Genomic DNA, 14,012 nt, shown 5'->3' on the forward strand with positions numbered 1-14,012 from the left:
GGTGTAAAACATGAAACGGGAGCTCCCTCTCTCACCGCTCGATCAGATGATCGATATCGTCGGCCGGTTCGCCCGCGACGACGAGCGGTACGAGACGGTGATCCCGTTTTTGTCGTTGCTGCGGTCTTCGCGGCCGACAGCCGTCACGCGCGGGGTTCTCAGGCCCTCGTGCTGCGTGATTCTTCAAGGCGGCAAGCGCGTGCACCTTGGCGCCGACGTTCTCGATTACGGTCCCGGTGAATATCTTGTGGTTTCTGTCGACCTTCCGGCTTCCGGGCAGGTACTCAACGCGACATCGGGGCAGCCGTATCTGCTGCTGAACATCGAATTCGATCCCCAGGAAATCGCCGCCATCGTGGCCGAGGCGCGTATCGCGATGGCCGATGACGCGCAGCCGGTGCGTGGCGCGTTCGTCGGCAGATCCGACGCCGGTTTGCTGGAAGCGTTGAACAAGCTGGTTCACCTGCTGGATGCGCCGGCGGCGGAGGCGGCGTTTCTGGCGGTGGGATTGAAGCGGGAGATCATCTACCGCCTGCTGACCGGGGAATACGGCCGACAGCTGTATCAGAACGTGGTGCTCGACCAGCAGGATCGCGGCATCAGCAAGGCGATCGCGTGGCTCAAGGATCGCTTCGACCAGCAGCTCAAGGTGGAGGATCTGGCGCAGGCCACCAATATGAGCGTCTCCAGCCTGCACCACCGCTTCAAGGCGGTGACGACGATGGGGCCGATGCAGTATCAGAAGCAGCTGCGCCTCCAGGCGGCGCGCACCTTGCTGCTCAATGGCGATATCGACGCCGGCACCGCCGCCTACAAGGTCGGCTACGAAAGCCAGTCCCAGTTCAGCCGCGAGTACCGGCGCCTGTTCGGCGCCCCGCCGATGCAGGATGTGAAAAAGCTGCGGGTTTAACGTTATCCTTTAGCTGGCGGTCACCGTGCGCTTCTCGTCCGCCACCCAATCCTTGATGTGCTTTTCCAGCACGTCCATCGGCAACGCGCCGGCGCCCAGCACCTGGTCGTGGAACTTGCGGATGTCGAAACCGGCGCCCAGCTCTTTGCGGGCGTAATCGCGCAGTTCGAGGATCTTCAGCTGGCCGATCTTGTAGCCCAGCGCCTGCCCCGGCCAGACGATGTAGCGGTCCGTCTCGCTCTGCACGTCGACTTCCTCGATGCCGGAATGGTCATGGAAGAAGTCCACCACCTGCTGGCGGTTCCACTGTTTGTAGTGCAGGCCCGTGTCCACCACCAGGCGGATCGCGCGCAGCATTTCATCCTGCAGGTGGCCGTAGTAGCTGTAGGGGTCCTTGAAGAAGCCCAGTTCCTCGCCCAGACGTTCCGAGTACAGCGCCCAGCCCTCGGCATAGGCGGTGTAGTTGCCCTGCTGGCGGAACATCGGCAGGCCCTCGATCTCTTGCGCGATCGACAGCTGCATATGGTGGCCCGGCACGCCCTCGTGCAGCGCCGTCGTCTCGATGCTGATGGTGGAGCGGTCCTTGAATTCGCCGGTGTTGACCATCACGCGGCCGGGACGCTTGCCGTCCGGCGAGCCTGGCATGTACGCTGCGGCTGAAGCGCCCTTCTCGCGGAATTCCTCGACCTTGATAATCTCCACCTTCGCCTTCGGCAGCACGCCGAACTGCTGCGGCAACTGCGTGTACATCTGGTCCGTGTATTTCTGATACAGGTCGATGATCTCCTGGCGCGATTTCGGATGCGTGGCGGGATTGGCGGCCAGCGCCTTGTTGAAGGTCTTAAGATCCTTGAAGCCCAGCTTTTGCGCCGTCTCCAGCATCTGGCCTTCGATGCGTGCGACCTCGGACAGGCCCAGTTGATGGATCTCCTCCGGCGACATGTCGGTCGTGGTGGAATTCTTCGCCTTGAAGGCGTAGCGCGCCGCACCGTCCGGCAGCGACCACATGCCCACTTCCTTGCGGCCGTGGGGCAGGTATTTGGTCTTGGTGTAGACGGCCAGCTTTTTATATGCGGGATTGACGTGGGTACGCACGGCGGCCAGCACCTCCTTGCTCAGGCGGGCCTTGTCGGCGGCCGAGAACTCCTTGGGGAATTTCTTCAGCGGCTCGGCGAACGGCGACTTGGCCGGCGCCATCGCGGCGACGTCCTCGCACTGCTTGACGATCTTCGGTATCAGGAATTGCGGCGGCATCAGCTTGTCACCGACGCCATTCTCCATCTGCACGCGCGTCTCGTCGAACAGCTTGGGCAGCGATTGCAGGCGCTTGATGTAGTCCTCGTAGTCCTTGACGGTGTCGAACGGCAGCGCCGAGACGATCATCGGCGCGTCGATGTGGATGCCGGAGTTCTGCGCCAGCGGCATCTCCCAATCCTTGAAGCGGGCGCCATCGACGTTCTGGCGCAGCTGGCGCACCATCAGTTCACGGTTCAGCTGTTCCTGCAGCGGGAAGCCGCTGGTGTCGACCGCCTCGAAGCGCTTGAGGAAGTCGCCGCTTACCTTGATGTCCTCCTCGATGTTCGCCTGCGAGAAGTCTGACCACCTGTCGTTGTAGCGCTTATCGCCCAGCAGCGACGCCCATTCGGGGCTGTTGCGCATCGTGTACTCCCACTGCTCCTTGATCAGGCTATTGAGGGCGGCGCGGCGGCCCTCGAGGTCCGGCGCGGCGTTCGCGGATTGGGCGTGGGCCGGGCCAAGCAGCAGGGAAAACAGCAGCGCGCTGGCGACGCCAAGGCGGGTGGTGGTCAGCTTCATGTAGGACTATCCATAAAAAGGGTCGAGCATGCACTGTAAATGAAGCGACGGCGCGGCGACGGGCTTTTGTGACGGATGGCGAAACCGCGGTAGCAAAGCGCATTTTTGCGCGACAGGCAGAATCAGGCAAAGATCGTGCAGGAACCCCACTGACGCGCGGGCGCTGCGCTTTCTAGAATGGACGCACCTATTCCACCAAGTCGAAACAGGAGCCTAGCCATGCGTAACATCGAACATATCTACATCAACGGACAATTCGTCACCCCGCACGGGACGGAGATGGCCGATCTCGTCAACCCCACCACCGGCCAGCTGACCGGCCAAGTGCGCCTGGGCGACGTCGAGGACACGCGCCGCGCCATCGCCGCCGCCAGGGCGGCCTTCCCGGCGTTTTCTCGTACTACGAAGGAGGAACGCGGCGCGTATCTGCAAAAGCTGCACGACGCCGTGGCGGCGCGTGCGGACGACGCGGCGCAGGCGCTCGTCGAGGAGTACGGCGGTCCACTCAAGACCAGCGTCGGACGATCGCGCTACACCGCCAAGATGTTTTTGGATGTGAAAAAGGTGATGGAGGATCACGCCTTCGTCAAAACCGTCGGCGTCTCGAAGGTGATGCTGGAGCCGGTGGGCGTGGTCGGCATCATCACACCGTGGAACTCGAGCGCCTGGTTCATCGCCAACAAGGTCGCCACCGCCATCGCGGCCGGCTGCACGGTGGTGGTCAAGCCGAGTGAATTGAGCGCGGTGCAGAACCAGATCCTCACCGAATGCTTCCACGCAGCCGGGCTGCCGCCGGGGGTCGTCAACATCGTCAATGGGCGCGGCGACGTGGTCGGCGCCGAGATCAGCGCAAATCCCGGCATCGACAAGATTTCGTTCACCGGCTCCACGCTGGTCGGCAAGACCATCGCGCGGGCGGCTGTCGATACGATGAAACGCGTGACCCTGGAGCTGGGCGGCAAGAGCGCCAACGTGCTGCTCGACGACGCCGACTTCGACAAGGCGATACCGATGGCGATCCAGGCCTGCTTCATGAACAACGGCCAGGCGTGCATCGCCGGCACGCGCTTGCTGGTGCCGGCGCACAGGCTGGAACAGGTCAAGCGGCTGGCAAAGGCGGCGGCGGAAGCGGTGACGGTCGGCGATCCGCGCGATGCCGGCGTGGCGCTGGGTCCTATCGTCACCAGCAAGCAGTATGAGCGCGTGCAGCACTACATCCGCATCGGCATCGAGGAAGGCGCGGAGCTGCTGACCGGCGGTCCTGGCAAGCCGCAAGGGCTGGAGGCGGGCTACTTCGTCAAGCCGACCGTGTTTGCCAACGTCACGCCGTCGATGACCATCGCCAGGGAGGAGATCTTCGGGCCGGTGCTGTCGATACTCACCTACGAAACCGAGGACGAAGCGGTCGCCATCGCCAACGATACGCCGTATGGATTGCAGGCCTATGTCAGCTCGACGGACTTGGCGCACGCGAATCGGATAGCCGGGCGATTGATCGCGGGCCGGGTGCATATCAACGGCATGCACGACGACTTGATCGCGCCGTTCGGCGGCTTCAAGCAGTCGGGCATCGGCCGCGAATTCGGTCCCTACGGTCTGGATGCGTATCTGGAGCCAAAGGTCATCCTTGGCGAAGCAGCACAGTATCCGGACTGAGATCGAGCAGGTCGTCGACGTGGCGGAAGATGCGCTGCGGATGTTGCGCGGCCAGCGCGTCGACATCGTTGAAGCCCCAGGCCACGGCGCCGAAGCCGATGCCGGTGTCGGCGGCCGCCTTGGCGTCGCGGATCTCGTCGCCGATCAGCATCGCTTGCTCCGGCGCGACGCCTGTGGCGGCGAGCACCTTGCGTATTTTGGACGGCTTGCCGAACAGCGATGCGCCGCACTCCACATGCCTGAACAGCGCCATGAGCTCCGGCCCGAGGATGGCGCGCACATTACCCGGCGAGTTGGAGGTGACGATGGTGAGCGTCACGCCTTGGGCCTGCAAGGCGCGCAACATACGGTCGATGCCGGCGAAGAGTTTGATATTGGCAATATCGTCGGCCATGCGGGCGCGCATGAAGCGCGCGATGGCCGGCACTTTCCATAGCGGGATATCGTGATGCGCCATGATCTGTCGGGCATCCAGTCCACGTAAAACACTCTGGCGTTCGCGGTCCAGGCGTTTGAAGCGGTACTTGTCGGCGGCCTGGTCGAACACGCGCACGAAGCTGGGGAAGGTATCGGCCAGCGTGCCGTCGAAATCGAAGATGATGAGCTTGCTAGGCATAAAAAATCCGGGGTCAGGTCCACCAATGCTACACGAGCTGAACAAAGTTAATGCTCTGCTCGTGTAGAAATGGTGGACCTGACCCCGGAGTTGTTACTTGCGGTTACTTAGTTGGCCAGACGCTGTTCCAGCTCGGCTTTCACTGCGGTCAGTTCCTTCGGCAGGTGGTAGGCCAGCTTGGTGAACAGTTCTTCATGCAGTTTCAACTCTTCACGCCAGGCGTCCTTGTCGATCGAGGTGATCGTTTCGAACTCTTCCGGCGAGAACGGGATGCCGTCCCACTTCAGGTCGCCAAAGCGCGGGGTGGTGCCGAAGATGTTTTCGATACCGCCGGCCGAGCCTTCGATGCGTTCCAGCATCCACTTCAGCACGCGCATGTTGTCGCCGAAGCCAGGCCAGACGAAGTGGCCCTGGTCGTCGGTGCGGAACCAGTTGACGCAGTAGATCTTCGGCAACGTGGCGGCGTTGACCTTGCCGAGCTTCTCGCCCAGGTTCAGCCAGTGCTGGAAGTAGTCGCTCATGTTGTAGCCCATGAACGGCAGCATCGCGAACGGGTCGCGGCGCACGATGCCCATCTGGCCGGCGGCGGCGGCGGTCGTTTCCGAACCCATCGTCGCGGCCATGTAGACGCCTTCGACCCAGTTGCGCGCTTCGGTGACGAGCGGCACGGTGGTCGAGCGGCGGCCGCCGAAGATGAAGGCCGAGATCGGCACGCCGGCCGGATCGTCCCAGGCCGCGTCGATCACCGGGTTCTGCGTGGCGGCGACGGTGAAGCGGGCGTTCGGGTGCGCGGCTTTGGTGCCGGCGTCCGGCGTCCAGTCCTTGCCCTGCCAGTCGATCAGGTGCGACGGCGCTTCCTTGGTCAGGCCTTCCCACCAGACGTCGCCGTCGTCGGTCAGCGCGACGTTGGTGAAGATGGTGTTCTCGCGCATCGAGGCCATGCAGTTGAAGTTGGTCTTTTCGTTGGTGCCGGGGGCAACGCCGAAGTAACCGGCTTCCGGATTGATCGCGTACAGGCGGCCGTCGGCGCCCGGCTTGATCCAGGCGATGTCGTCGCCGATGGTGGTGACTTTCCAGCCGTCGAAGCTCGCCGGCGGGATCAGCATGGCGAAGTTGGTCTTGCCGCAAGCCGACGGGAAGGCCGCCGCGACGTAGTGCTTCTTGCCTTCAGGCGATTCGACGCCGAGGATGAGCATGTGTTCGGCCAGCCAGCCCATGCCGTCCTTGGCCGCGTCCTGGTGGCCCATGTTGGAGGCGATGCGCAGCGCGAAGCATTTCTTGCCCAGCAGCGCGTTGCCGCCGTAGCCCGAACCGTAGGACCAGATTTCGCGGGTCTCAGGGTAGTGGACGATGTATTTGGTCGGGTTGCATGGCCATGCGACGTCTTTTTGGCCGGCGGTGAGCGGCGCGCCGACGGTGTGCACGCACGGCACGAACTCGCCGTCGGTGCCCAGCACGTCATAGACGGCCTTGCCCATGCGCGTCATGATGCGCATGTTGACGGCGACGTAAGGCGAGTCGGACAGTTCGACGCCGATGTGCGCGATTGGCGAGCCCAGCGGGCCCATCGAGAACGGCACGACGTACATCGTGCGGCCGACCATGCAGCCGTCGAACAGTGGATTGAGGGTCGCGCGCATTTCAGCGGGGGCCATCCAGTTGTTGGTCGGGCCGGCTTCTTCCTTGGTGGCCGAGCAGATGTAGGTGCGGTCTTCGACGCGGGCGACGTCGGTCGGGTCGGAGCAGGCAAGGTAGGAATTCGGACGCTTTTCCTGGTTCAGCTTTTTCATGGTGCCGGCGGCGACCATTTCGGAACACAGGCGGTCGTACTCTTCCTGCGAGCCGTCGCACCAGTAAATGCGGTCCGGTTTGGTCAACGCGGCGATTTCCGCCACCCAATTGATCAGTTTTTGTTGTTTGATGTAAGCTGGGACGTTCAATGTGGCAACGCCACCCATGACGGGCTGATTCATAGTACCTCCAATACAATTAAGAATTCTTTGGTCCCTACGCGGCAGGATCGTCGTCAGCTTGTGGCTTGCGCTCGGAAGCCCATTCGAAATGGGTCGGCGGATCACGGCGGTCTTGTCGAAAGCGCCAGTGCCTGCACTGGCGCGCAACTCTTTTTGATGGGGAGTTGTTCATTTTTTGAGCGATTGTACACCCGTCAATAGGCGATTCAATCAAAAATGTAGGAGAATTGGTTGACTAAAGTAGTAAGCTATTCCGGTTCTTTCTGACACTGTTATTTCGCTACGAATTTCATTATAAGATCGGCTAACTCCCATGAAAATCGCTATTCTCGATGATTACCAGAACGCAACCGCCACGCTCGCCTGCTATGATTTATTGCGCGGGAATGATGTCAAAGTGTTCAATAACACAACAAAAGGGCTGGGACAACTGGCAATCCGGTTGGCGCCATTCGACGCTTTGGTGCTCATCCGTGAGCGCACTACATTGAATCGGGCGCTGTTGAACAAGCTGCCGAACCTCAAGCTGATCTCGCAGACGGGCAAGCTGGCGGGACACGTCGATGTGGCCGCCGCGACCGAGCTGGGCATCGCCATCGCCGAGGGCGTCGGTTCGCCCACCGCGCCCGCCGAGCTGACGTGGGCGCTAATCATGGCCGCCGCGCGCAAGATCGTGCCCTACGCAACCAATCTGAAGGATGGGCTGTGGCAGACCACCTCGGTCAACCCGCAGCTGAATGGACTGGGCGTGGTGCTCAAGGGACGCACGCTTGGAATTTGGGGCTACGGCAAGATCGGCCAGTTGATCGCCGGCTACGGCCGGGCATTCGGCATGAAGGTTGTGGTGTGGGGCAGCCAGGGCAGCCGCGACAAGGCGGTGGCAGACGGCTACGCGGCTGCTGCGTCGCGCGAGGCGTTCTTTGGCGAGGCCGATGTGCTGAGCCTGCACCTGCGACTGCATCCGGACACGCGCGGCATCGTCACGGCGGACGATCTGGCGCGCATGAAGCCGACGGCGCTGTTCGTCAACACCAGCCGCGCCGAGCTGGTGGCGCCCGACGCGCTGGAGCAGGCGCTCAACAAAGGCCGGCCCGGCTGCGCGGCGATCGACGTGTTCGAGACCGAGCCGCTGGAGGCGACGTCCCCGCTGCTGCGCATCCCCACCGTGCTGGCGACGCCGCACCTGGGTTACGTGGAGCAGGACAGCTACGAGCTGTACTTCCGCCACGCGTTCCAGAACATCGTCGATTTCGAGAACGGCACTTGCGACAAGATCAACAACCCGGAATACAAGGCCAACGCGCGGATGTAAAACGCCCTCTCATCGCTGGGCGGCAAAAACTAATCGGTCTGCTCCGGAACTTCCGGCAGGCCGGTCAGGTTGATGCGCGGCGCCGGCATCACGTGCACCTTGTTCCACAGGCCGGCCCAGCCGGGCGGCCAGCCGATCTCCGGCCCCGCGTACGGCGGCAAGGTCGCGCGCACCGGGATCACCGGCACCGCCGGCACGTCCGTCAGCGGGCCGCCATCGGGACGCTGCATGTCCAGACTGTACATATACCCCGGCAGCAGCGCCTCGCACACGCTGTCGAACCACGCGGTGTGGTCCTCGTCGCGCCCCAGCGCCTGCGCCAGCCCCTGCGGGTCGAACTTGGCCAGCGCGTGGATCAGCTCCTCCGTGGTGGCGCCGGGCGAATCGCCCCAGCCCATCACCGGGTTGACGTTGTAGTCCGCCCCGGAGCCGTACCAACCCTCGCGCCACGAGCGCTGCATCCAGTCGCGCCGGCCGGTGAACAGATGCCAGCGCCAGTGCAAGCCGGACGGCTTGGGCCAGGAATACAAATAGAGCCGTTGATACCCCGCCTTGTGCAGCGCGCGCACCACCGCCATCAGCCGCGCGTGGGGCATGCGGTCGGGCGGCGCGCGGCGGAACAGGATCGCCTCGCCGTCGGCGAACTGCACCTCGTCGGTGGACAGGTTCAGGTCGAGCGTGCGCGACTCGCTGCCGAAGCGCGCCGATATCCAGCCGGTCAGCAGATTGACCGTCGTGATGACGCCGTAGCCGCGGTGGCGATGAAAAATAACAGTTCCGGGAGCAAGGGCTTTCATGGTGCGGAGGCGGACAAAAGAAACCAGTGTAGACCTAGTATGCCCAACTTTCCAGCCCGCCGCTCCCTCTTTTTTACGCTGCGGTGTAGCCGGGGGTTTGGGTTATGATGCAGGTCATTTTCCTTAGCTTGAGCTTTTATTATGACCCTGCGCATCCTCGCCACCGGCGGCACCTTCGACAAACATTACAACGAATTGAACGGCTCCCTGGGCTTCGCCGAGAGCCACGTGCCGGCGCTGCTGGAACGCTGCCGCCTGACTGTCGATGTGGCGCTTGAAACATTACCGCTGATGGATTCGCTCGACATGGTCGACGCCGACCGCGAACGCATCCTGGCCTCGTGCCGCGCCGCGCCGGAGAAGGCGATCGTGATCATCCACGGCACCGACACCATGCCGCAAACGGCCATGGTGCTCGGGCCAGCCGAGCTCGGCCAGACGATCGTGCTGACCGGCGCGATGATCCCCTACGAGATCGCCAATTCGGACGCGCTGTTCAACCTCGGCTTCGCCTGCGGCGTAGCGCAAACCTTGCCGCCCGGCGTGTATGTGGCGATGAACGGCAAGATCTTCGCCTGGGATAACGTCCAGAAGAACAAAGCGGCCGGCGTGTTCCAGCCGCTGTAAGAGCTCGATAAACCCGCACGGCCACGCGGGGTCGGACCCTACAGGGTCCGACCCCTAAGAGGTAACGCAAGCGTATAGGCAAAGGCGCACCGGGTTCCGCCAGACGTAAAAAAGCCGCGACATCCTGCGATGTCGCGGCTTTTTTTATCCCAAAACCTTAGGCTTTCGCTTCGCCGCCCAATGCCTCGACCACGTCGGCCATCAGCTTGTTCAGCTCGCCCGTCATCAGCATGAAGTCGCCGTCGAAACGCTCTTCGTCGTTCTTGGTGCTCGATTCCTTTTCGGCGATCACGTCCAGCGGCTTGATGCCCTTGATCGCCAACGATTCGGTCAGCACGAAGGAAATCTTGCTGTCCCACGTCATGGCCAGACGCGTGCACTGCTTGCCGGCGGCGATGTGGCGGCGCACCTCGTCCGCTTCCAGCGTGTGGCGCACGTAGCGCACGGCGGCCTTGCTCTCGCCGGTGGCGCGCAGTTCGGTGTCCATGTCGACCGTGAAGCCGGCCGGCGCGTCGTCCGCCTGCAGCCACTCGGTCATCACGCCCACCGGCGAGCGCTGTACGCGCAGGCTTTCCAGCGGTAGTTTATCGACGGCCTTCAGCAACAGCTTGATCACTTCGTCGGCCTTGGCAGGGCTGGCCGCATCGACCACCAGCCAACCGTTGACCGGGTCGATCCAGGTCCAGACGTTGCTGCGGATCGAGAACGCGCGCGGCAACAACTCGTCGGCGACGCGTTCTTTCAGCTCTTTCATGGCTTTCTTGCCAGGAGCGAAACCTTGCGCTTCTTCCATTTCGGCCGCGCGGGCCTTGGCGACCTGGTTGATGACGGTCGACGGCAGCAGTTTTTTCTCGGTGCCCAGCAGAATCAGCATTTGCTTGTTCACCACGTGCACCAGGCCGCCGTTCGGGCGCGGCGTGTCCCAACCCTGGCGCAGCAACTCGTTGCTGCTGGCTGGTACGAAGGAGTGGGGAGCGAGGGCGGCTTCCAGTTGTTCAGGGGTATAGGCCCACGGGGCCGGCAGACGGTAAATCTGAAGATTCTTAAACCACATGAGTGTTGCCTTGTCCTAAAGTGAAAATGCCAGGGAACGACATTTTACACGGTGGCGGCCGGCGCAGGCTGGTATCCGCGCCGGCCGCCAGTCTTTCAGCGGCGCTTACAACGACGGCGCGCGCTTGATGGTGCGCGCCTCCCCGCGCGCGACGGGTGGCGCGCCGTCGGTGCCGATGCTGATCAGGGTTGTTGTTGCCACGCCACCGTTGGCGTCGAGCAGTTGCACGCCGCCCAGGTAGCGTTTGCCGTCGACCAGGCCGGCCCAGCTTAGTCCAACGGTGGCCGTGCTGCCGGCCACGATGCGGCCCGGTACGGCCGCCTTCAGGTTGCCGCCGGCGTCGCTACGGTTGACCATGCCCGAAGACAAGGTGAACGCCGCCGTCGACCGGCCGGACAGCGCATAGCCGATCACGCACAGCTGGTAGGCGCCGGCAGGCGGACTGGCCAGCGAGATCGTCTCGTTGGCGCCCACGTGCATGCTTAAGTTAACCAGCGCGCCGTTTTGCAGCAGCACCAGGTCCAGGTCCTGCGCGCCGCCGGCGCCGCCCTCCACGTCACGGTCGAACAGTTCGAAGCGAGCCGCCACCGTGCCCGAAGGCACCGTCACCGGCACCAGGCGCACGCCGCCGCCGCCGGCCTTGCAGGCAGCCACCGCCTGCGCCACCGTGTCGGCGCTGCCGGACGGCGCCTGCGCCACGCTCAGCGCGGTGCGCGTGACTTCCTTCATGCCGGCCACCACGGTGGCGAGCTTGCCGCTGAAGCCCGTGTCCACGCTCAGCAGGCGCATGCCGCTGGCGCGCGCGGCCGTGACCAGCGGCGCCGTCACCAGCGGCGGGCCGGAGCGCGCCTGCAGTGGACTGCGCACGGTATGCGCGCCGTCGCTCCAGGTCAGCGCGCCGAATTGCCAGACGTTGTCCGGCGCGCCGTTGCGGGTCAGCGTGACGGTGAACGACTGGCTCTCGCCCGGCGCCAGGGTCAGCGCGGCCGGCGTTACCGCCACGCTGTAGCCGCTCAGGGCGGCCTTGGCCGTGTAGGTGGTCCGCGCCGGGCCGACGTTGGTGACGGCGCGTGTGACGCTCTGGCTGCCCATGACGTTGTTGACGGTGATCGACGCCTGGTTCAGGTTGTAGCTCTGGATGGTGCCGGCGCCGCACTCCTCGCTGATGCCCAGGCCACACATATATTTGCGGTAGTCGGGCAGCGCGGCGTCGTACACCAGGCCGGGATCGGCGGCGGCGTTGGGCGCGACGTGGCCGGCGCCCTGCCCCCACGGCAGCACGCCGCGCGCGGCGCCGGTCTGGGCGTCGGGCAGCGTGTCGGTGGCCGAGGTCATCAGCGCCGACTTGATCGCCGCCGGGCTCCAGTCCGGATGGCGCTGGCGCAGCAGCGCGGCCAGGCCGGCCACGTGCGGCGAGGCCATCGACGTGCCCTGGTAGAACGCGAAGGCGGTCGGCGGCGTCAGGGCGCCGGCGGCCACGGCGTCGCGCTGGTCGGTCGTCAGGCCGGGCGTGACGCTGGCGAGGATGTCGACGCCGGGCGCGGCCAGGTCCGGCTTGAGCAGGTTGGGGTCGGTCGGATTGGGGCCGCGCGATGAAAAGCCCGCCACCACCGGCGCCTTGACCAGGCCGCGCGTGGCGGCAAACTTGCCGATCGCGCCGGCTGCGCCGGCCGTTTTGGCGTACTGCTGGATCAGGTGGCCGTCGTCCACCGTCACGTGCACGGTCGGCACCGAGTGCACGTCGGCCACCGGACCGGCGCCGTCGTCGACCATGACCATCCCAACGCCTCCCGCTTCCAGCACGGCGCGGCTTTTCTCGACGCGGTCGATGGCGCCGCGCGTGCAGGTGACGATCTTGCCGCGCACCTTGGCCGGATCGAGCACCGGCGCGCCGCTGTTGGAGGCGGCGCTGTAGCACAGCGACAGCGCCTCGGCGTCGGCCCCGGCAACGCCGGCGTCCTCGGCGCGGATCAGCGGGCTGCGCGGCAGCGCGGTCTGGTTCAGCGAGGCGCCGTTGTACTTGACGCCGTTGGCCAGGGTCAGCGGCGCGGCCAGCGTACGGTCGTGGGTGGACGCGGCCACCGTCGCCAGCCACGGGCTGACGTGGTTGACCGACGGCCCCGGCCCGGCGTTGCCGGCGGCGGCGGCAACGAACACGCCGGCGCTGGCCGCGTGCAGGAAGGCCTGCTCGACCGGATCGTCGACGCGGTCGCCGCCGCTGATCGAGTAGTTAATCACGTGCACGCCATCGAGCACGGCCTTTTCGACCGCCGCCACGCTGTCGCCGGTGAAGCAGCTCGAGGTGCCGCCGGTCGGATCGGCGTCGTCCTGGTAGGACCAGCACACCTTGTACATGGCGACGCGCGCGCGCGGCGCCATGCCGGAGGTCGCGCCCATCGGCACGCCGTCGACGCTGGACTCGACGCCGCCGTTGCCGGCGGCGGTGGTGGAGGTGTGGGTGCCGTGGCCGCCGTGGCCGACGCGCCCGCCGAGCGAATCGCGCGCCGAGCGGAAGTCGCTCCAGTGCGGCGTCAGGCCCTGTTCGCGGTAGTCGGCGTCGAAGTATTGCGCGCCGATCAGCTTGTTGTTGCAGTGGCGGGTCTCGAAGCCTTCGCCGGGCGTGCATTCGCCCTTCCACGCGGCCGGCGGCGCGTCGTAGGCCGGCGTGCCGCTGGCGTCGAAGGTCGGACGGCCGGCGCCGTCGACGCGGTCGGCGTACGACAGGCTCTCGGGCCAGACGCCGCCGTCGAGCACGCCGACGATGATGTCCTCGCCGGCATGTTCCTTGCCGCCGAGCTGGTTCCACAGGCCGCCCGGCTGGTCCAGGCCGAGGAAAGCGGGCGTGTAGCTGGTGACCGGCGTGCGGCGCTCGTCGGCGTAGACGGCGGCGACATCTGCGCTGGCGGCCAACTGGCGCACCTCGGCGTCGGTCAGCAAGGCGTTGAAGCCGTTGAAGACCACCTTGTAGTCGTAGATCACGGGCGCGGCGGCGACGGTGGCGCGTACCTTCGCGCGCCGCTGGTCGAGGTAGGCGCTGTAAATATGCACTTCGGGCGCGTTCAGGTCGAGGTGGGCGCCGCCGGCCGGGCGCGTGGCGCGCATACCGGCGACGCCGCCGGTGTAGCCGGCAACAGGCTTGTCGGCCAGTTTGACCAGATAGCTGCGGCGCGCTTCCTCGGCGCCGGCACCATGGGCGGCGCACAGCAGCAGCACCGCCAGATAGAGGGGATGACGTTTCATGGAATTCCTTGA

At 64.9% G+C, this 14,012-nt stretch carries 10 protein-coding genes; 4 read left to right on the plus strand and 6 right to left on the minus strand.

Translation table 11 applies throughout. The features are described 5' to 3' along the window. The first annotated feature begins 10 nt into the window (after positions 1-10). Positions 11-910 carry an AraC family transcriptional regulator gene (locus NHH73_00555; protein USX26823.1) on the plus strand — a complete coding sequence of 300 codons (900 nt, stop codon included), beginning with the start codon at positions 11-13 and terminating at the stop codon, positions 908-910. 9 nt (positions 911-919) lie between these two features. Here the strand turns inward: NHH73_00555 and NHH73_00560 are convergent, their stop codons facing one another. Beyond that, positions 920-2,725 (minus strand): DUF885 domain-containing protein, encoded by a 1,806-nt coding sequence (locus tag NHH73_00560; protein ID USX26824.1) that lies wholly within the window; start codon positions 2,723-2,725, stop codon positions 920-922. Between the two features lie 219 nt (positions 2,726-2,944). Between NHH73_00560 and NHH73_00565 the strand changes: the two genes are divergently transcribed. Beyond that, positions 2,945-4,381: an aldehyde dehydrogenase family protein gene (locus tag NHH73_00565; GenBank protein ID USX26825.1), complete on the plus strand. Its 1,437-nt coding sequence runs from the start codon at positions 2,945-2,947 to the stop codon at positions 4,379-4,381. On the opposite strand, the gene NHH73_00570 is transcribed toward NHH73_00565, so the two are convergent. Beyond that, the gene (locus NHH73_00570) at positions 4,347-4,997 is read right to left on the minus strand and encodes an HAD hydrolase-like protein (GenBank protein ID USX26826.1); all 651 of its coding nucleotides are present in this window, start codon (positions 4,995-4,997) and stop codon (positions 4,347-4,349) included. The genes NHH73_00565 and NHH73_00570 overlap by 35 nt on opposite strands. A gap of 107 nt (positions 4,998-5,104) precedes the next feature. Next, positions 5,105-6,970, minus strand: a complete 1,866-nt coding sequence (locus NHH73_00575) for a phosphoenolpyruvate carboxykinase (GTP) (GenBank protein USX26827.1) — start codon at positions 6,968-6,970, stop codon at positions 5,105-5,107. Between the two features lie 313 nt (positions 6,971-7,283). On the opposite strand from NHH73_00575, the gene NHH73_00580 reads away from it, so the two are divergent. Beyond that, positions 7,284-8,282 (plus strand): D-2-hydroxyacid dehydrogenase family protein, encoded by a 999-nt coding sequence (locus NHH73_00580; protein USX26828.1) that lies wholly within the window; start codon positions 7,284-7,286, stop codon positions 8,280-8,282. A 29-nt stretch (positions 8,283-8,311) separates the two neighbouring features. Here NHH73_00580 and NHH73_00585 read toward each other — a convergent pair whose 3' ends face one another. After that, positions 8,312-9,079 carry an L-asparaginase gene (locus tag NHH73_00585; GenBank protein USX26829.1) on the minus strand — a complete coding sequence of 256 codons (768 nt, stop codon included), beginning with the start codon at positions 9,077-9,079 and terminating at the stop codon, positions 8,312-8,314. Between the two features lie 141 nt (positions 9,080-9,220). Here NHH73_00585 and NHH73_00590 point away from each other — a divergent pair, with 141 nt between their 5' ends. Continuing rightward, positions 9,221-9,706 (plus strand): asparaginase, encoded by a 486-nt coding sequence (locus NHH73_00590; protein ID USX26830.1) that lies wholly within the window; start codon positions 9,221-9,223, stop codon positions 9,704-9,706. 157 nt (positions 9,707-9,863) lie between these two features. Here NHH73_00590 and NHH73_00595 read toward each other — a convergent pair whose 3' ends face one another. After that, positions 9,864-10,760 carry a recombination-associated protein RdgC gene (locus NHH73_00595; protein ID USX26831.1) on the minus strand — a complete coding sequence of 299 codons (897 nt, stop codon included), beginning with the start codon at positions 10,758-10,760 and terminating at the stop codon, positions 9,864-9,866. A gap of 105 nt (positions 10,761-10,865) precedes the next feature. After that, positions 10,866-14,000, minus strand: coding sequence for a S8 family serine peptidase (locus tag NHH73_00600; protein ID USX26832.1), 3,135 nt, complete (start codon positions 13,998-14,000; stop codon positions 10,866-10,868). Positions 14,001-14,012 lie beyond the last annotated feature (12 nt).

It is taken from the genome of Oxalobacteraceae bacterium OTU3CINTB1 (assembly GCA_024123955.1).
In the GTDB taxonomy this organism is placed as follows: Bacteria; Pseudomonadota; Gammaproteobacteria; order Burkholderiales; family Burkholderiaceae_D; genus Rugamonas.

Coding starts and splice junctions, on each gene's coding strand:
- NHH73_00560 (USX26824.1), bottom strand. CDS start 2,725: ATGAAGCTGACCACCACCCGCCTTGGCGTCGCCAGCGCGCTGCTGTTT.
- NHH73_00585 (USX26829.1), bottom strand. CDS start 9,079: ATGAAAGCCCTTGCTCCCGGAACTGTTATTTTTCATCGCCACCGCGGC.
- NHH73_00600 (USX26832.1), bottom strand. CDS start 14,000: ATGAAACGTCATCCCCTCTATCTGGCGGTGCTGCTGCTGTGCGCCGCC.
- NHH73_00570 (USX26826.1), bottom strand. CDS start 4,997: ATGCCTAGCAAGCTCATCATCTTCGATTTCGACGGCACGCTGGCCGAT.
- NHH73_00575 (USX26827.1), bottom strand. CDS start 6,970: ATGAATCAGCCCGTCATGGGTGGCGTTGCCACATTGAACGTCCCAGCT.
- NHH73_00595 (USX26831.1), bottom strand. CDS start 10,760: ATGTGGTTTAAGAATCTTCAGATTTACCGTCTGCCGGCCCCGTGGGCC.
- NHH73_00580 (USX26828.1), top strand. CDS start 7,284: ATGAAAATCGCTATTCTCGATGATTACCAGAACGCAACCGCCACGCTC.
- NHH73_00565 (USX26825.1), top strand. CDS start 2,945: ATGCGTAACATCGAACATATCTACATCAACGGACAATTCGTCACCCCG.
- NHH73_00555 (USX26823.1), top strand. CDS start 11: ATGAAACGGGAGCTCCCTCTCTCACCGCTCGATCAGATGATCGATATC.
- NHH73_00590 (USX26830.1), top strand. CDS start 9,221: ATGACCCTGCGCATCCTCGCCACCGGCGGCACCTTCGACAAACATTAC.